Origin of the sequence: uncultured Serinicoccus sp., assembly GCF_947487915.1 — a bacterium.
Lineage (GTDB): Bacteria > Actinomycetota > Actinomycetes > Actinomycetales > Dermatophilaceae > Ornithinicoccus.
Map to the genome: position 1 here is coordinate 76,991 of NZ_CANKYH010000006.1, position 17,325 is coordinate 94,315.

General features: G+C 74.5%; 18 protein-coding genes and 1 tRNA gene. 5 read left to right on the top strand and 14 right to left on the bottom strand.

Annotated features, from left to right (window positions below):
* Positions 1–51 precede the first annotated feature (51 nt).
* Positions 52–537 (top strand): thioredoxin-dependent thiol peroxidase, encoded by a 486-nt coding sequence (gene bcp, locus Q0795_RS08965; RefSeq protein WP_298888964.1) that lies wholly within the window; start codon positions 52–54, stop codon positions 535–537.
* A 46-nt stretch (positions 538–583) separates the two neighbouring features.
* Here the strand turns inward: bcp and Q0795_RS08970 are convergent.
* Positions 584–668: transfer RNA gene (locus tag Q0795_RS08970), tRNA-Leu, on the bottom strand.
* A 66-nt stretch (positions 669–734) separates the two neighbouring features.
* On the opposite strand from Q0795_RS08970, the gene Q0795_RS08975 reads away from it, so the two are divergent.
* On the top strand, positions 735–1,529 hold the full coding sequence (locus Q0795_RS08975) for an SGNH/GDSL hydrolase family protein (RefSeq protein WP_298888966.1): 795 nt from the start codon (positions 735–737) through the stop codon (positions 1,527–1,529).
* Positions 1,530–1,536: 7 nt separating this feature from the next.
* Here the strand turns inward: Q0795_RS08975 and Q0795_RS08980 are convergent, their stop codons facing one another.
* The 5 genes from Q0795_RS08980 to Q0795_RS09000 form a co-directional block, all read right to left on the bottom strand.
* Complete coding sequence (locus tag Q0795_RS08980; RefSeq protein WP_298888967.1) at positions 1,537–2,490, bottom strand: homoserine kinase; 954 nt, start codon at positions 2,488–2,490, stop codon at positions 1,537–1,539.
* Positions 2,490–3,584 carry a threonine synthase gene (gene thrC / locus Q0795_RS08985; protein WP_298888969.1) on the bottom strand — a complete coding sequence of 365 codons (1,095 nt, stop codon included), beginning with the start codon at positions 3,582–3,584 and terminating at the stop codon, positions 2,490–2,492. Before thrC ends, Q0795_RS08980 begins: the two co-directional genes overlap by 1 nt.
* A gap of 78 nt (positions 3,585–3,662) precedes the next feature.
* Positions 3,663–4,370: a non-canonical purine NTP pyrophosphatase gene (locus tag Q0795_RS08990; RefSeq protein WP_298888971.1), complete on the bottom strand. Its 708-nt coding sequence runs from the start codon at positions 4,368–4,370 to the stop codon at positions 3,663–3,665.
* Positions 4,367–5,161 carry a ribonuclease PH gene (rph, locus tag Q0795_RS08995; protein WP_298888972.1) on the bottom strand — a complete coding sequence of 265 codons (795 nt, stop codon included), beginning with the start codon at positions 5,159–5,161 and terminating at the stop codon, positions 4,367–4,369. Before rph ends, Q0795_RS08990 begins: the two co-directional genes overlap by 4 nt.
* A 94-nt stretch (positions 5,162–5,255) precedes the next feature.
* Positions 5,256–6,056 (bottom strand): LLM class F420-dependent oxidoreductase, encoded by an 801-nt coding sequence (locus tag Q0795_RS09000; protein WP_298888974.1) that lies wholly within the window; start codon positions 6,054–6,056, stop codon positions 5,256–5,258.
* Positions 6,057–6,090: 34 nt separating this feature from the next.
* Here Q0795_RS09000 and Q0795_RS09005 point away from each other — a divergent pair, with 34 nt between their 5' ends.
* Positions 6,091–6,372 carry a Rho termination factor N-terminal domain-containing protein gene (locus Q0795_RS09005; protein WP_298888976.1) on the top strand — a complete coding sequence of 94 codons (282 nt, stop codon included), beginning with the start codon at positions 6,091–6,093 and terminating at the stop codon, positions 6,370–6,372.
* Here the strand turns inward: Q0795_RS09005 and Q0795_RS09010 are convergent.
* A complete protein-coding gene (locus Q0795_RS09010; RefSeq protein ID WP_298889304.1) occupies positions 6,347–7,090 on the bottom strand; it encodes a hypothetical protein in 744 nt (247 codons plus the stop codon). The two genes, Q0795_RS09005 and Q0795_RS09010, sit on opposite strands and share 26 nt — an antisense overlap.
* A gap of 128 nt (positions 7,091–7,218) precedes the next feature.
* Between Q0795_RS09010 and Q0795_RS09015 the strand changes: the two genes are divergently transcribed.
* Together Q0795_RS09015 and Q0795_RS09020 are read left to right on the top strand one after the other, a co-directional pair.
* Positions 7,219–8,688, top strand: coding sequence for a PLP-dependent aminotransferase family protein (locus Q0795_RS09015; protein ID WP_298888978.1), 1,470 nt, complete (start codon positions 7,219–7,221; stop codon positions 8,686–8,688).
* 160 nt (positions 8,689–8,848) lie between these two features.
* Positions 8,849–10,120: an MFS transporter gene (locus Q0795_RS09020; protein ID WP_298889306.1), complete on the top strand. Its 1,272-nt coding sequence runs from the start codon at positions 8,849–8,851 to the stop codon at positions 10,118–10,120.
* Positions 10,121–10,180: 60 nt separating this feature from the next.
* Here the strand turns inward: Q0795_RS09020 and Q0795_RS09025 are convergent, their stop codons facing one another.
* The 7 genes from Q0795_RS09025 to Q0795_RS09055 form a co-directional block, all read right to left on the bottom strand.
* The gene (locus Q0795_RS09025) at positions 10,181–11,806 is read right to left on the bottom strand and encodes a molybdopterin-dependent oxidoreductase (protein WP_298888980.1); all 1,626 of its coding nucleotides are present in this window, start codon (positions 11,804–11,806) and stop codon (positions 10,181–10,183) included.
* Positions 11,807–11,890: 84 nt separating this feature from the next.
* Positions 11,891–12,658 carry an MBL fold metallo-hydrolase gene (locus Q0795_RS09030; RefSeq protein WP_298888982.1) on the bottom strand — a complete coding sequence of 256 codons (768 nt, stop codon included), beginning with the start codon at positions 12,656–12,658 and terminating at the stop codon, positions 11,891–11,893.
* Complete coding sequence (locus tag Q0795_RS09035) at positions 12,655–13,671, bottom strand: hemolysin family protein (RefSeq protein ID WP_298888984.1); 1,017 nt, start codon at positions 13,669–13,671, stop codon at positions 12,655–12,657. The genes Q0795_RS09030 and Q0795_RS09035 overlap by 4 nt, the downstream gene beginning before the upstream one ends.
* Entirely contained in the window at positions 13,668–15,179 is a 1,512-nt protein-coding gene (locus Q0795_RS09040; protein ID WP_298888986.1) for a hemolysin family protein, read from the bottom strand. The genes Q0795_RS09035 and Q0795_RS09040 overlap by 4 nt, the downstream gene beginning before the upstream one ends.
* 176 nt (positions 15,180–15,355) lie before the next feature.
* Positions 15,356–16,528, bottom strand: a complete 1,173-nt coding sequence (locus Q0795_RS09045) for an NAD(P)/FAD-dependent oxidoreductase (RefSeq protein WP_298888988.1) — start codon at positions 16,526–16,528, stop codon at positions 15,356–15,358.
* 4 nt (positions 16,529–16,532) lie between these two features.
* Positions 16,533–16,814 (bottom strand): helix-turn-helix transcriptional regulator, encoded by a 282-nt coding sequence (locus Q0795_RS09050; protein WP_298888989.1) that lies wholly within the window; start codon positions 16,812–16,814, stop codon positions 16,533–16,535.
* Positions 16,814–17,320, bottom strand: a complete 507-nt coding sequence (locus Q0795_RS09055; protein ID WP_298888991.1) for a DUF2975 domain-containing protein — start codon at positions 17,318–17,320, stop codon at positions 16,814–16,816. Before Q0795_RS09055 ends, Q0795_RS09050 begins: the two co-directional genes overlap by 1 nt.
* Positions 17,321–17,325: the final 5 nt, after the last annotated feature.

The window sequence follows — 17,325 nt, forward strand, 5'->3', positions numbered from 1 at the left end:
TCGCGGTCTGAGACGATCATCCAGCACGCCCGCCCCGTCCGAAAGGTCACCATGACGCGCCTCGAGCCCGGTCAGCCCGCCCCCGCCTGGACCCTGCCCACCGCAGACGGCTCGCAGCTCAGCCTCGGCGACCTGGCCGGGCGCAAGGTCGTCCTCTACGTCTACCCCGCGGCCATGACGCCCGGGTGCACGACGCAGGCCTGCGACTTCCGCGACAACGAGGCGGTCTTCACCCGCGAGGGGTATGCCGTCGTCGGGGTCTCCCCCGACCCCGTCGAGAAGCTGGCGCGCTTCGCGGAGCAGGAGGCGCTCGCCTTCCCGCTCGTCTCCGACGAGGACAAGGAGATGCTCACCGCCTACGGCGCCTACGGCGAGAAGAAGAACTACGGGAAGACCGTGGTGGGCGTCATCCGCTCGACCTTCGTCCTCGACGAGCAGGGCGTCGTCGAGGTGGCGAAGTACAACGTGCGCGCCAAGGGCCACGTCGCCTCGCTGGCCAAGCAGGTCGGGGTGCAGCTCCCGGGCGACCCGGCCTGAGGCATACCCCCCGGCATACCCCTCGGGCCCTTCCCGGTGCCGCCGCTGGTGCGCCCGGCGGGACTCGAACCCGCACACCGTGAGGCACAGGAACCTAAATCCTGCGTGTCTACCAGTTCCACCACGGGCGCCTGCCAGCCAGCCTAGCGAGCGCCCCCGACCCGCCCGTGGGCCCGTCGCCGGAGTAGGTTGAGGCGATGAGCACCCACGCACGGCTGGCCGTGGCCGCCCTGGGCACGGTGGCGATGGGGATGGGCCTGACCCTGTCCGCACCGGCCTCGGCCGCGCCGGACGAGGTGGTCTACGACGCGCTCGGCGACTCCTACGCCGCCGGGTTCGGCGCCGGCACGGTGCTCGAGGACGCCGGCGGGTGCTCCCGCACCGACGCGGCCGCGCCGCTGCGCCTGGACGGGCGCCAGCGGATCGCGCTGGACGACTTCGCCGCCTGCAGCGGCGCCACGACCGCCGACCTCGCCGCGCAGCTGCCCGCGCTGGACGCCGACACCGACCTCGTCACCCTCACCATCGGCGGCAACGACATCGGCTGGACGCAGACGATCGGCGCGTGCCTGCTGCTCGACGACCCGACCTGCGCGCAGGCCCTCGCCGGCTCCCGACTGCTCGTCCAGGGTCTGCTCCCGGCCCGGCTGGATGCGGCTCTCACCGCCGTCGGGCGGGCGGCCCCGGACGCGCACGTGGTGGTCACCGGCTACCCGCACCTCTTCACCCCGGAGGCCGGCGCCTTCGTGAACGCCTCACCCGAGGAGCAGGAGGCCCTCAACGAGGGCGCCGACCTGCTCAACGCGACAGTCGCGGCCGCCGCCCAGCGCCGGGGCTTCGACTACGTCGACGTGGTGCGCAGGTTCGAGGACCACGGCGTCAACGCGCCCGCCCCCTGGGTCGACCCCAGCACCTTCCACCCCACCGTGCAGGGGCAGTCGACCTACGCCGCGGCGCTGACCGCCGCCCTGGCTCCGCAGCGCCTGCGTTGAGCCGGCGTCAGCGCGGCCCCGGCGCGGGGGGGACGTGCAGGCCGCGCTCCGGTATGCCGGGGCTCAGGACCCGCCAGCCGCGGCCCCACGTGCGGGCCTCGGCGAGGACGGTGGGGGCCAGGTCGGTCGTCGTGAGGCAGAGGACGGTGGGTCCGGCGCCGGACACGACGGCGGCGTGGCCCAGCCCGCGCAGCGTGTCGACCGCCCCCATGGTCACCGGGTAGGCCGCCCGCCGCTGTTCCTGGTGCAGCCAGTCGCTCGTCGCGTCGAGCAGCAGCGCCGGCTCGGTGGTGAGCGCGTGCACGAGCAGGGCGGCCCGACCCGCCTGACGCACCGCGTCCGGCCGCGCCACCGTCGGGCCGAGCACCGCGCGCGCGGTGGCGGTGTCGAGCCGCTGGTCCGCGGGCACCAGCACCACCGGCACCACGTCGGGGTGCACGGCGGGCCGGGCGGTGCGCACGACCCGCGGGCTCGGCATCCACGACACCGTGAGGCCGCCCCACACCGAGGCCGAGGAGTTGTCCGGGTGCCCCTCGGCCACCCCCGCACGGGTGTTGACCAGGCCCAGGTCGGCCTCGGTGAGCTCGCCGTCGCGGACGAGCGCGAACCCGAGCCCGAGCCCACCGACGATGGCCGACGCCGAGCTGCCCATCCCCGCCGACATCGGGATGGTGTTGGCGCAGGTCAGCCGCAGCCCGTAGCCCTCCAGCCACCCCACGCCGCACGCCTCCAGCGCCTCCCGCAGCCGGGTGGCCACCAGGTGCCGTCCGTCGGTGGCGAGCTCCCCCGCACCCTGCCCGGCGAGCACCACCTCGAGGTGACCGGCCTCGGGGAGGACCTCGACGGCATACTCGTCCCAGAGGCCCAGCGCGAGCCCGACGCTGTCGAAACCGGGACCGAGGTTGGCGCTGCTCGCAGGGACCCGCACCCGGGCGGCCGCGCCCGGGGTCAGCGCGCCCATCACTCCAGCCCGAGAGCGTCGGCGACGCTCACGACGTCGACCGACACGCGCACCGGGTCGACGTCGCTGCCGTCGGCGCCCTTGAGCGCCCACTGCGGGTCCTTGAGGCCGTGGCCGGTGACCGTGCAGACGATCGTCGCGCCGGCCGGCACCTGGCCCGCGGCGTGCCGCTTCAGCAGCCCCGCGACCGAGGCCGCCGACGCGGGCTCGACGAAGATCCCCTCGCGCGAGGACAGCAGCCGGTGCGCGGTGAGGATCTCCTCGTCGGTCACCGCCTCGATGACCCCACCGGACTCCTCCCGCGCGGCCTCCGCCTGCGCCCACGACGCCGGGTTGCCGATGCGGATGGCGGTGGCGATGGTCTCCGGGTCGTCGACCGGGTGGCCCTTGACGATCGGCGCGGCGCCCGCGGCCTGGAAGCCCCACATCCGCGGACGCCGGGTCGCGGGGGCGTGGCCGGCGGCCCCGGGGGCGTGCGGGTCGGCGTACTCCCCGTAGCCCTGCCAGTAGGCGGTGATGTTGCCCGCGTTGCCGACCGGCAGGCAGTGGATGTCCGGCGCGTCCCCCAGCGCGTCGACGACCTCGAAGGCGGCAGTCTTCTGCCCCTCGATGCGGGCCGGGTTGACCGAGTTGACCAGCTCGACGGGGTAGGCCTCCGCCAGCTTGCGGGCGAGCGTGAGGCAGTCGTCGAAGTTGCCGCGCACCTGGATGAGGGTCGCGCCCCCGGCGATGGCCTGGCTCAGCTTGCCCATGGCGATCTTGCCGTCCGGCACGAGGACGCCGCACTCCATCCCGGCCTTGGTGGCGTAGGCCGCGGCGCTGGCGCTGGTGTTGCCCGTCGACGCGCAGATCACGGCCTGGGCACCCTGGCGTGCGGCGTCGCTGATGGCCGCCGTCATGCCACGGTCCTTGAACGAGCCGGTGGGGTTGAGGCCCTCGTACTTGACGTGCACCTGCGCCCCCACGAGATCGCTGAGGTGCTCCGCGGGGATGAGCGGCGTGCCGCCCTCGCGCAGCGTGACCACCTGCTCGGTGATCGACGCGGGCAGACGGTCGGCATACTCGGCGATGACGCCGCGCCACTGGTGGGGCATGGAGGTGTCGTTTCCTTCGTCCTTGACCACGGGTCAGGGGACCAGGGTATGCGGTGCGCGCCTCGACGCGGACCGCGGTCAGGTCAGGAGGCTGACGAGGTCGTGGCCCAGGACCCGGAAGGCCTCGCCGCGGTGGGAGATCGCGTGCTTCTCGGCGCTGGTGTGCTCGGCCAGCGTTCGTCCGTCGGGGCGGACCAGCAGCGGGTCGTAGCCGAAGCCGTTGCTCCCCCGGGGCTCCCGACCGAGCACGCCGCGGCACCGGCCCTCCCGGACCCACTCGACGTCCGGGAGCTGCGGGGTGGTGCCACCGGCGGCGACGACGTCCTCGGGGATGCGGGCGTCCGGGAGCACGAGCGCCGCGGCGCAGACGAACTCGGCACCCCGGTGCTCGTCGGGCACGTCGGCGAGCTGGGCGAGCAGGAGGTCGTTGTTGGCCTCGTCCTTGGTGCGCCCGGTGGCCTTCGCGAACGGGCCGGACCAGCGGGCCGAGAAGATCCCCGGGGCGCCGCGCAGGACGTCGACCGCCAGGCCGGAGTCGTCGGCGAGCGCGGGGAGGCCGGTGGCGGCCGCGGCATACCGGGCCTTGAGCAGGGCGTTCTGCGCGAAGGTGACCCCGGACTCCACGACGTCCTCGAGGTCCGGGAAGGCGTCCAGCCCCACGAGCTCCAGGCCGGCCCGGTCGAGCGCGTCGGCGAGGATGTCGCGCAGCTCGCCGACCTTGCCCGGGTTGCGGGTCGCCAGGACGATCCGGCGGTCCGGCTCCCCGGGGGTCGCGGACCCGCTCACCACGTCGGCGGCCCCTGGTCCACGTCCGCCCCCGCGGCGTGGCTGTCGGCGCCACCGATGTCGTCGGCGCCGAACGCCGCGGCCTGGCGGGCGGTGAGCTCGGCGCAGCCCTCGGCGGCGAGGTCGAGCAGGGCGTCGAGCAGCTCCCGGTCGAAGGGGGTCCCCTCGGCGGTGCCCTGCACCTCGATGAACCGCCCGTCACCGGTCATGACGACGTTCATGTCGGTCTCGGCGCCGGAGTCCTCGGGGTAGTCCAGGTCGAGCACCGGCTCCCCGTCGACCACCCCGACGCTGACGGCCGCGACCGAGCCGGTGATGGGCTCGGCCTTCTTCGCGATGAGGCCCTTGGCGCGGGCGGTCTCCACGGCGTCGACCAGGGCGACGTAGGCGCCGGTGATGGCGGCCGTCCGGGTGCCGCCGTCGGCCTGCAGGACGTCGCAGTCGATCTGGATGGTGTTCTCCCCCAACGCATCCAGGTCGACGACCGCCCGCAGGGAGCGGCCGATGAGCCGGCTGATCTCGTGCGTGCGACCCCCCAGCCTGCCCTTGACCGACTCGCGGTCCGAGCGGGTGTGGGTGGAGCGCGGGAGCATGGCGTACTCGGCGGTCGTCCAACCCTTGCCGCTGCCCCTGCGCCAGCGGGGCACGCCGCCGGTGAACGACGCGGCGCACAGCACCCGGGTCCGCCCGAACTCCACCAGCACGCTGCCCTCGGCGTGGTCGAGCCAGTGACGGGTGATGCGGATCTCGCGGAGCTGGTCGGCGCTGCGGCCGTCGTGGCGTGAGGTCATGCCAGCCAGGGTATGCGCTCGCCCCCACCTCGTGGACCGACGCACCGGCTGCGCCGGGTGGTCCGCGCTCCCACCGGGCACCGCCCCTGGTCGCTCAGCGGTTGTGCTCGTCCCGCCAGGCGACCCAGGCCTCGAGCTGGTCCAGCGGGTGGTCCGGGCCGCTGGTGTGCACGGTGAACAGCCGCGCGCCCGCGGCATACTTCGCCTCCGCGTCCTCCCCGGGACCCTGCTCGAGGGAGCCCGCGGCCGCGACCGACACCTCGATCTCGCCCGGGTCCCGCCCGACGTCCTCGCAGTGCCGCCCGAGGACCCCGAGCTTGTGCCGCAGGGTGTCGGCGTCCCCGAAGGAGTGCCAGATCGTCGCGTGCTCGGCGACGATGCGCAGCGTCTTCTTCTCCCCGCCGCCACCGATCATCACCGGGATCGGCCGGGTGGGCGCCGGGTTGAGCCGCGCCCAGCGCTCGCGGATGCGCGGCATCGCGGCGGCCAGGTCGTCCAGCCGTGAGCCGGCGGTGCCGAACTCGTAGCCGTACTCCTCGTAGTCCCGCTCGAACCAGCCCGAGCCGATCCCCAGGATGAGCCGCCCCTCGCTGACGTGGTCGACGGTGCGCGCCATGTCGGCGAGCAGGTCGGGGTTGCGGTAGGAGTTGCAGGTCACCAGCGCGCCGATCTCGACCCGCGAGGTCTGCTCGGCCCAGGCGCCGAGAGTGGTCCAGCACTCGAAGTGCAGCCCGTCCGGCTCGCCGGTGAGCGGGAAGAAGTGGTCCCAGGTCATCACGACGTCGACCCCGGCGTCCTCGAGGCGGCTGACGGTGTCGCGGATCTGCTGGTAGGTCGCGTGCTGCGGCTGGACCTGCACGCCGAGCCGGACCGGACGGTCGGGGGTGTTCGCCATGCGACCCAGCCTGTCACGGCATACCGTCGGGCGCATGGCAGGTGAGAAGAAGACGGAGGACCCGGGACCCAGCGTCAAGGACCCGGAGGTCTACGAGGCAGTGCGCGAGGACGGCGCCAGCAAGGAGAAGGCCGCGCGGATCGCCAACGCGGCCGCCAGGTCCTCGCGCTCGGACGTCGGCGAGCGCGGCGGCGAGGCCGAGAACTACGAGGACCGGACCGTGGACGAGCTGCGCGAGCGCGCGGCCGAGCTCGACATCGAGGGTCGGTCCTCGATGACCAAGGACGAGCTCATCGACGCCCTGCGCCACCACTGAGCTCGTCGCGGCGGGCCCTCCCGCGCGTCCGGGGCGAGAGGTCGACCGTGAACCACGGCAGCAGCGCCTGGGTCAGCGGGCCGATCGCGACGGCGTAGAGCACGGTCCCGAGGCCCACCACCCCGCCGAGCAACCAGCCCAGCGCGATGACGGTGACCTCGATCCCCGTCCGGACCAGCCGGAGCGACCATCCGGTGCGCCGGGCGAGGCCGGTCATGAGGCCGTCACGAGGGCCGGGCCCGAGCTGGGCCCCGATGTACATCGCGCTGGCGACCCCGTTGAGCAGCACCCCGCCCGCCATGAGCGCGGTCCGCTCCAGCCACCCCTCGCCGGGCGGCACGAGCCAGAGCGTCGCGTCGGCCGCCACCCCCACCAGGAGCGCGTTCGCCACCGTGCCCAGACCGGGCGGCTGCCGCAGCGGGAGCCACAGCAGCAGCACGATCACCGACATGGCCACGATGATCGTGCCCAGGCTCAGCGGGACGTGCCGCGCGATGCCCTGGTGCAGGACGTCCCACGGCATGTTGCCGAGCACCCCGCGGACCATGAAGCCGATCGACGCGCCGTAGAGCGCCAGGCCGACCAGCAGCTGGGCGACCCGTCGCCCGAGCCGGCCGGCGCGCAGCTGCTCCACCGGCCCGAGGGCGGCCAGCTGGCGGCGGGGGTCGCGGGCCCGGGTCCTGGCCCCCTGGAGGGCTCGACGACCGGTCCGTCCCATCGTGCTGTCCGAGATGCTCACGCCCTCCAGGATGAGAGCAAGTGGTCCCGCGATCCATAGCCACCTGAGGACCGGTGGACACCAGGTGGCTATGGACGAGGAGGCCACTGCCACGCCACAGTGGGGGTATGCCGCCTCTCGCCCCCGCCTCCCGCGTCGCCGACCTCGTGCTGCCGGCGCTGGCGGGGGACGGCCCCGCCTACGCCCGCCTGGCCGAGGCCCTGCGACGCACGATCGTCGACGGCCGGCTGCCGCAGGGCGTCCGGCTTCCGAGCGAGCGCGACCTCACCGGACCGATCGGGCTCAGCCGGACCACGGTGACCCGGGCGTACGCCGAGCTGCGCACCCAGGGCTATCTCGCCACCCGCCGCGGCTCGGGCAGCGTGGTCCAGCTGCCGCGGGTGCCGGGGGGCCGGGTCGATCACCTGCTCACCCCGGCCGCGCTCGACGAGGGGGCGCTGGACCTCACGATCACCGCCCCGGGCGCCCCGGCCGGCATCGCGGACGCCTACGCCCGCGCGGCGGAGGACCTGGGGGCCTACCTCTGCGGCACCGGTTACTACCCCAGCGGCCTGCCGGTGCTCCGGGAGCGCATCGCCGACCGCTTCACCACACGGGGCCTGGCCACCACGCCGGACCAGGTGCTCGTCACCCCCGGCGCCCTCGCCGCGGTCGCCATCTCGCTCCGGGCGCTGATCCAGCGACGCGACCGGGTGCTCGTGGAGACCCCGACCTACCCCAACGCCATCGCCACCCTGGAGGGAGCCGGGGCGAGGATCGTCCCGCATCCCATCGACCACGTGGACCACAACTGGGAGGTCGACGCGCTGGCGCGGACGGTGCAGCAGTCGGGCGTGCGGGCGGCCTACCTCATCCCCGACTTCCACAACCCCACCGGAGCGCTCATGAGCAGCGCCCAGCGCGAGGAGGTGGGCCGGGTGCTGCGGCGCCACGGCGTCGTGCCGGTCGTCGACGAGTCACCCGCCGAGCTCGCCCTGGAGGGTCAGCCCATGCCGGAGCCGCTGGGGGCGCACGTGCCCACCGCCGTGACCGCGGGCAGCGCGAGCAAGTCGTTCTGGGGCGGGTTGCGGGTCGGCTGGCTGCGGGTCCCGCGCTCCCGGATGGAGGAGATGGCCGCCAGCCGGCTGCGGCTCGACCTGGGGGTGCCGGTCCTGGAGCAGCTGGTGCTCGTCCACCTGCTCGACCGTGCCGACGAGATCCTGCTCGAGCACCGGGCGCGGCTGCGCGAGCGGCGGGACACGCTGCTCCGGGCCCTGCGCGCCCAGCTGCCCGACTGGCAGGTGCGGGTGCCGACGGGCGGGATGTCGCTGTGGTGCCGGCTGCCCGAGGGGTCCTCCACCGCGCTGGCGGCCGCCGCCCGCCGCTACGACGTCGCGCTGGCCTCCGGGCCCAACTTCGCCGCCGGAGGCGGGCTGGACGGCTGGATCCGGTTGCCCTTCGTCCTGCCGCCCGAGCAGCTGGAGCAGGTGGTCCCCCGCCTCGTCCTCGCCTGGGCGGACGTGCTGGCGGGCCGATCGGGAGGCGGACGGGTCGACGCCCTGGACCGCGGCGACCGCCAGCGCAGGATCATCGCCTGAGCGGTGCGGCAGGCGCGGCCCGGTCGGGTGCCGGACCCGGGGCCCTGCCTCCCGGGGGTAGAATGGAGGTGCTTGACAAGGGTTCTGCGCGCCGGGTGGCTGGGACGGCGCGCGCGTCCGTGCTCACGGACCGATGCGAGAGGCATACCCCTTGTCCCCCGTGCAGTCCTACCGTCATCTCTTCGCCCTGACCGGGCCCCTCTACGTCGTCATCGCCTTCCTCGGGCGGCTGCCGCTCGCCATGTCGCAGATCGCCGCGCTGCTCGCGGTGTCCGGCGCGACCGGGTCGTATGCAGCCGGCGGCGCCACCGCGGGCGCCCTCGCCCTCGCCAACGCGGTCGGCGCGCCGGTCGCCGGCTCGCTCACCGACCGGGTGGGGCAGCGCCCCGTCCTGCTCGTGCAGAGCCTCGTCGGCACCCTCGGGCTCCTCGTGCTGGCCACCCTGACCATCACCCTGGAACCGGGCGAGCCCTGGTGGACGCTGCCGGCGGCGGCGGCCCTGACGGGAGCCTTCGTGCCGCAGATCGGGACGATGGCGCGGGTGCGCTGGCGGCCGATCAGCGGCGCGATGCCCGGGGCAGACCCCCGCGTCATGGACGCCGCGTTCTCCTACGAGGGGTCGGCCGACGAGGCGTCCTTCGTGCTCGGCCCGGCGCTCGTCGGCGTCATCGTGGCGGTCGCGGCGCCGGTCACCTCGCTCGTCGTGGCGGCCCTGCTGCTCGGCGCGTTCGGCACGTGGTTCGCGCTGCACCCGACGGTGGCGCTGGTCGGCGCCGCCCCGCCCGGCCCGGCGAGCCGGGTGCGCCTGCTGACGCCGGCGCTGCTGGTGCTCGCCGGGACGCAGCTGGGCATCGGCATGGTGTTCGGCTCCATCCAGACGGGCACCTCGGTGCTCGCGACGCAGGCCGGCCACCCGGGCCTGACGGGGTTGCTGCACGCGCTGCTGGGGGTGGGGAGCGTGCTGGCCGGGCTGGCCGTCGTCGCCCTGCCCGAGAGCATCGGGCACGTGCGTCGGCTGCGCGGCTTCACCAGCGCGATGGTCCTGCTCTCCCTGCCCCTGCTGCTCGTGGGCTCCCTGGGATCGCTGGCGGTCGCCCTGCTGTGCCTGGGGGTGGCCATCGCGCCGTCGATGATCACGACCTTCACGCTGGCCGAGCGCACCACCCCGGCCCGCCGGCTGGGCGCCGCGATGACGATCCTCGCGGCGATGACCGGGACCGGGTATGCCGTCGGCGCCGCCCTCGCCGGCCGCCTCGCCGACCTCGGCGGCCACCAGCCGGCCTTCGCGGTGACCGTCCTCGCCACCCTCGTCGCCGCCAGCCTGGCCTGGGCCGGCGCCCGCCCGGTGCGCCACGCCCTCGCACGCACCCCCGCGCACCCCTACGCCCAGACCGACACCCACGCACCTACCCCCACCCCGAGCGCACGCTAGAGCCACACCGGACGCGTGGTGGGGACGCGTGCGAGGCGACCCGCGCCCGCGTCCGGTGCGTCAGGCGACAGAGAAGTCCACCGTGTGCCAGCCGCTGGCCCCGTCCGGGGCCGGGGAGGCCGTCTGCTCGGTCTGCGTCTCGCCGGTCGCGTCGGTCGCGCGCACGCGCACCTGGTGGTTGCCGGGGACGGCGTCGGGCCAGGTGTACGTCCACAACCGCCAGGAGTCCACGCTCGGCTCGGCGAGCAAGGTGGCCTCCTGCCAGTCCCCGTCGTCGACCTGCAGCTCGACCCGGTCGACGCCCCGGTGCTGCGCCCAGGCCACCCCCGCCAGGGTGACCGATCCGTCGGCGTCCGGCGCGAGCTCGCCGCCGGAGCGCGGCACGTCGATGCGCGAGGCCGTCTTGATCGGGCCCCGCTCGGACCACCCGCGGGGGGTCCAGTAGCCCTCGTCCTCGTCGAAGCGGGTGACCTTGAGCTCGGTGACCCACTTGGTCGCCGAGACGTAGCCGTAGAGCCCCGGCACGACCAGCCGGACGGGATAGCCGTGCTCGGCCGGGAGAGGCTCCCCGTTCATGGCCACCGCGAGCAGGGAGTCGCGCTCGTCGGTGAGCGCCTCGATCGGCGTGCCGGCCGTCCAGCCGTCGACGCTGCGCGAGAGCACCATGTCGGCCTCCGGCCGCACCCCGGCCCGGGCGAGCAGCTCACGGACCGGCCAGCCCTGCCAGCGCGAGTTGCCGACGAGGTCGCCCCCGACCTGGTTGGACACGCAGGTCAGCGTCACCAAGGCCTCGACGTGCTCCTCGGCGAGCAGGTCGTCATAGCTGATCTCGATCTCCTCGTCGACCATGCCGGTCACCCGCAGCGTCCACCCCTGCGCGTCGACCCGCGGCACGCGCAGCGCCGTGTCGATGCGATAGAAGTCGGCGTTGTCGGTCAGGTAGTCCGAGTGGCCGGTGATGCTGCTGGAGGCGTCGTCCGGGACGCTCACCGTGCTCACGGGGGTGGGCAGACCGATGGCCTGCGCCGTCCGGGTCGCCGCCCGCCCCACGGTGCTCAGCAGCTGCCCCGCGAGGACGCCGAGCGCCCCGACCCCGGTGACACCCCCGGCCGTCAGCAGCACCTGACGTCGGGAGGCCCCGCCCGTCCGGGTGGCCGCCGGGTGGGTCGGGCCGCCGGGCGCTGCCGCCCGCAGACCGGCCACCATGCCGGTGAGCCAGCGCAGGACCTGGATGCCGACCACGACGCCGAGCGCCGTGGGGACGAGGTCGACCACCCCGGTCGCGGGGCGGCTGAGCACGGCCAGCAGCCCGACGACGCCGACGGCCGCGAAGGCACCCACCCCGAGAGCGGGACGTCGCCAGGCGAGCACGCCCAGCAGGGCGCACGCCACCGTCAGGGTGATCGCCATGCCGACCCCGAGGGCCACCTTGTCGGCCGTGCCGAAGGTCGCGACCGCCCAGTCCTTGAGCCAGGGCGGGGTGCGGTCGACGAACGCGCCCCCGACCGCGAGCAGCGGTGAGGACGTGCCGGCCGAGCCGAGCCACCGGGTCCAGAGGGCGGCCAGCAGCTCGGCCGTGCCGAGGGTGGCGGCACCTGCGGCCACCCCGGCGAGAGCGGCGAGCGGGCCGCGCCGGACCGGTCGCCGGTCGCCGGTCCCGGTCTCGGGGTCGCGAGTCATGACCATGTCTCCATCATGCGCGCCGCCCCCGGCACCCGCCTCCCCGAGCCGGACATCGTCACACTCTCGTAACCCCGCCCCGGCGAACCTTCAGCCCGCGCCGACCTCCCACTCCTGCCCAGGGGCTGCCACCGCCACCGGCCCCGACCACCGCTGCCCCGCCTCCTGCAGCGCGCGGTCCGGCTCCGCCCAGGGTGGCAGGTGCGTCAGCAGCAGACGTCCGACACCTCCGGCCCCGCTGACGGCGTCGGCGGCCCGCCGCGGCGTCAGGTGGATCCCCCGACCCTGCTCCTCCTCGCCGAAGCCGGCCTCGACGAGCGCGAGCCCGGCTCCGGTGAGCAGTGGCGAGAGCTCCGCACACGTGTCGGTGTCCCCGGTGTAGGCGAGCACGGCGTCACCGCAGGCGAGCCGCAGCCCGAAGGCAGGGACCGGGTGCCGGACGGCATACGGCGTGATGACGAACGGCCCGAGTCGCAGTGGCGACTCGTGGGACAGCTCGCCGAAGCGGAAACCGGGCAGGGTCTCGGCCTGCCGCACCCCGTGCGCCCGGGCCATCCGCTCGGCCACGCCCGGAGGCCCCCAGACGGGGAGGTCGCTCGTCGCCGGCACCGGGCCGTGTCGACGCAGCACGGACAGGCCGGTGAGGTCGAGGCAGTGGTCCGGGTGCAGGTGGGACAGCAGGACGGCGTCGAGGGCGAGCGGATCGGTATGCCGTTGCAGCGGCCCGAGCGCGCCCGACCCCAGGTCGAGCAGCACCCGCCAGCTGCGCTCGCCGTCGTGCGCGGTGACGAGGTAGCAGCTGGCCGCAGCCTGCGGCCCGGGCACCGACCCGGAGCAGCCCACGACGGTGAGCCTCACTGCGGCTGACGTTCCCGGGGCAGCACGCGGTGCATGATGTCCGCGATGCTCACCAGCCCGGTGAGCCGCTCGTCGCTACGCAGCACGACGAGCTGCTCGCCGAACCCGCGCATGAGGGTGAGCGCCTCGTAGACCGGGGTCGTGGCTGGCAGGACGAGCGCGGGGCGGGCCACCGGCTCGGCCGGCTCCTGCGCGTCGTGCATGAGGGTGTCCCGGACGTGCACGACGCGGGGGTCGGTGGTGTCGTCGTCCAGCATGAGGATCCGCTTGTGCCCGGTGCGCGCCGCGACGGCCTGCACCTGCTCGACGGTCGCGTCGGAGCCGACGGCGGCGAGGTCGACGTGCTCGGGCGCCAGCTCGCCCAGGGTGAGGTCCTGCAGCTCGAGGGCGTCGGAGATCTGCTCCTGGTAGCTGCTCTCCAGCGCACCCTCGGCGGCCGACTGCTCGACGAGCACCCGGATGGTGTGCACGTCCTGGCCGCCGACCGCCGCGCGGTCGACCGGGGTGATGCCGCTCGCGCTGACCAGTCGGTTGGCGAGGGAGTTGACCCAGACCAGCAGCGGCCGCACGACGGCGATGAAGCCGCGCATCGGCACCGACACCAGCTTGGCAGCGCGCTCGGGGTGGGCGATCGCCCACGACTTGGGCGCCATCTCACCGACCACGAGGTGCAGGAAGGTGACGAGGAGCAGGGAGATCGCGAACGACGTACCTCCGGCGACCCACCCGGGCAGGCCCAGGTCCGCCAGGACCGGGCCGAGCCGGTAGTCCACAGCGGGCTTGGTGACCGCGCCGAGCGCGAAGGTGCACGCCGTGATCCCGAGCTGGGCCCCGGCCAGCATGACGGTGAGCTCGTTCATGCTGCGCAGGGCGGCCCGCGCGGACGGGGAGTGCTCGGCCTCCTGCTCCAGCCGGCTGCGGCGGGCGCCGAGCAACGAGAACTCCACGATGACGAAGATCGCGCTGAGCACGATGAGACCGATGGTGACGAGGACGACGGTGAGGGCGTTCATCGCTGCTCCTCCCTGCTCCCGGCATCGACGTCCCGGGGCCGGTCGTCACCGCCGTCGTGGTCGTCATCGCCGCGGTCTCCGCGCCGGTCGTCCCCGCGGTCGCTGCGGTCGCCGCGGTCGTCGTCGTCCTCCGACGACGGCTCCTCGACCTGCGCCTCGTCGAGCGAGCGCTCCACCAGACGGACCCTCAGCAGGCTCGGCACGTGGCGGTCGATCTCGAGGACCTCGATCTCGACGCAGCGCGTCACCCGCTCCTCGAGCACGAGCTCGCTCGGGTTCTCGGCGAGGTCCACGACCACGGTCTGCCCGACGTCCGGCAGCGCGCCGAGCTCGGCGATGACGAGCCCCGAGACGGTCTCGTAGTCGCCCTCGGGCAGGTCGTGGCCCAGGGCCCGCTGGAGCTCGTCGACGTGCACGTCACCGTCCATGCGCCAGACGTCCTCCCCCTCGCCGACGATGCCCTCGGGCACCTCGTCGTCGTGCTCGTCCGTGATCTCGCCGAGCAGCTCCTCCGCGAGGTCCTCCAGCGTGAGCACCCCGGCGAAGCCGCCGTACTCGTCCACGACGCAGGCCAGCTGCTGGCCCGAGCCGGTCAGCTCGGCCACCGCGTCCGGCAGCGGCATGAGGGTGGGCACGATGACGGGCTCACGCATGATCTGGTGGGCCCGTCCGGCCGCGGGGTTGCGCAGGAGGTCCACGAGGCTGACCACGCCGACCGGTTGCCCGTCGCCGTCGACGACGGGATAACGGGTATGCCCCTCCGCCATGAGCTGGCGCAGCTCGTCGACGGGGGTCTCGGGGTCGATGACGTCGACCCGGGAGCGCGGCACCTGGGCGTGCTCGACGTCCTGGTCCGGGAAGTCGAGGATCCGGTCGAGGAGCACGGACAGCTCGGCCGGCAGGTCCCCGCTGTCGCGGGAGTCGGCCACGATCCGCTCGAGGTCCTCGGCGGTCGCGGTGGTGTCCAGGTCGTGGATCGGCTCGATCCGCACCAGCCGCAGCAGAGCGTTGGCGGACCAGTCGAAGACCTTGATGAGCCAGCCGAAGACCGCGAGGTAGATGAGCGTGGACCGGGCCAGGGCGCGGGCCAGCGGTCCGGCGTTGGCGATCGCGAGGTTCTTGGGGTAGAGCTCACCGAAGACCATCTGCACGACGGTCGCGATGGCCAGCGCCGCCACGGTGCCCACGGTGATGCTCAGGGCCTCGGGCACCCCGGTGCCGCCGAGGATGATGGAGAGCCCGCGGCCGACGAGCGGCTCGGCGACGTAGCCGACGAGCAGACCGGTGACGGTGATCCCCAGCTGGGCGCCGGAGAGCATGAAGGAGGTGCGCTTGGTGACCTTGAGCGCCCGCGCGGCCGCCTCGTCACCGGCATCGGACTCGGCCGCCAGGCGCAGCCGGTCGACCGACATGTAGGCGAACTCCTGCGCGACGAAGTAGCCGTTGGCCGCGATGATGACGGCGATCGCCAGGACGCCGACGAGGAGCAGGATGATGGCGGTGGTCACGACTCACCCCTCCGCTCGGTGGAGCGTGCGGGTGAGCCGTAGGTACAGCCAGGGTCCATGGGTCCGTTTCTCTGGGTATGCAGCGGGTGGGGCAAGAACCTCCAGGATACGGGACCGGGCCGACCGGCCGGTGCGTCCCGCCGTGGGCGGGCCGCCGGACCCAGGCGGCCAGGTCGCTAGAGCGCTGCCCCGCGCGGTCGCGACTCGAGCGGGAAGGACTGGTCGTGGAGGAGCACGGCGCGGGCCGCGGCCCGGCCCGCCGGCGTGCGCAGCAGCTCGAACCCTGCCTCGTAGACCCAGGGTGGGTGCAGGTGCGCGAGCACGGACCGCAGGCCCAGGCGACCGGTCAGGCGGCGGCGCAGGGCGCGTCCGTCGTAGCCGTGCAGTGACCCGCGCCCGCCGGCAGACCCGCGCCCGCCGCCCCGCAGCGCGTCGTCGAGCGAGTCGACCGCCCGGTCGGACAGCCGCAGGCACGGGTCGAGCCCTCCGGCCGTGAGCGGGGAGACGGCTCCTGCGGCGTCGCCGACGAGCAGTCCGTCGGGCCCGCTGATCCGGCGGAGCAGACCACCGACGGGGATGGGCCCGGCCCGCTGCTCCACCGGACCGGTCCTGCGCACCCCGTCCAGTCCCGGCGGGTCGGCCCGCAGGCCCTCCAGGGCACGACGCAGACCTCCCTCGAAGCGGGTGGGGTAGCCCGCGGTGCCGAGGTGCACGTGCTCGCCGTCCTCGACGACCCAGGCGAGGTACCCCGGGGCCAGGCGCGGGTCGAGGACGCAGTGGAAGGCCGGTGTCGACCCCGGACGGGGCGCGATCGGGTAGACCTCCTCAGCGCCGACCAGCAGCTGCCGGTTGCGGTCCAGCCCGAGGTCACGGGCGACCCGGGACCTGGCCCCGTCGGCACCCACGACATACCGGGCACGGACGTCCAGGTCGCCACGCGGGCCCTCGAGGCGGCAGACCCCGCCGGCGCGGCCGGCATACCGGGTCGACAGCCGCAGGTCGACCCCGGCGCGCAGCGCCTGCTCCCCGGCCGCCTCGTAGATGAGCCCCATGCGGCCCACGCGGAACTCCTCGCGAGCGCTGACCAGCTCGACCGGGCGCCGCCGTCCCGGTGGGTAGAGGACCATCCGGCGGATCGGGGGGCCGAGGGCGCCGTCCGGGAAGGTGTAGTCCTGCAGCGTGCGGTGGACGAAGATCCCGGTCGTGCGGATGCTGGCCGACAGGCTCGGTCGGGCCTCGGCGAGCAGGACGTCGTGACCGCGCCGGGCCAGCCCCGTCGCGACCCGGAGTCCCGCCAGCCCGGCTCCGACCACGAGGACGTCGAGGTCCGGGATGCGCGCAGCTCCCACCGGGTCACCCGCCCCGGGGCTCATCGGCGGGCTCGCGCCGGTCGATCCCGTCGGCACCGGCGGCGTCGTCGGCGTCGTCGGCGTCGTCCTCCCACCGCAGCAGGTCACCGGGCTGGCACTCCAGGACCTGGCACAGGGCCTCCAGGGTGGTGAAGCGGACCGCCTTGGCGCGGCCGTTCTTGAGCACGGCGAGGTTGGCCGGCGTGATGCCGACGCGCTCGGCCAGCACACCGACGGCCATCTTGCGCCGCGCGAGCATGACGTCGATGTCGACGACGATGGGCATCAGATGACCTCGTCGAGCTCGGACTGCAGCGAACGTGCCTCGGCGCCCAGCGAGATCGCCTGCGCGAGCAGCGTCCGCATCACGTAGACCAGCAGCGCCACGCCGCCGACGACCAGCGCGGCACCGCAGACGAGGCCGACCACGCCGGGCGCGACCGCGTCCCCCGTGACGGCGTGGTTGGCGTTCCTGGCGACGACGGCCAGCGCGAGGAGGAGCAGCGCACCGGTGCCGATGGCACCGATGGCCACGTCCACCCAGCGGAAGGCCGCCGGGCTGAAGACGGTGTGCCGCGACACCATGGTCAGCAGGCGCCACACGCAGACGCCGACGACCTGCAGCGTCAGGACCCCCAGCACGCCGATGACCGCGAGGCTGGTCCTGATCCCCGGGGGCGCGGCCTCCAGGTCCAGCCACAGCAGCGGCACGACGACCAGCTGCACCACGAGCGAACCCAGCAGCGCCACCGCGATCACTCCCTGCAGCACCCGGACGACCCAGCGGTCCATGGTTC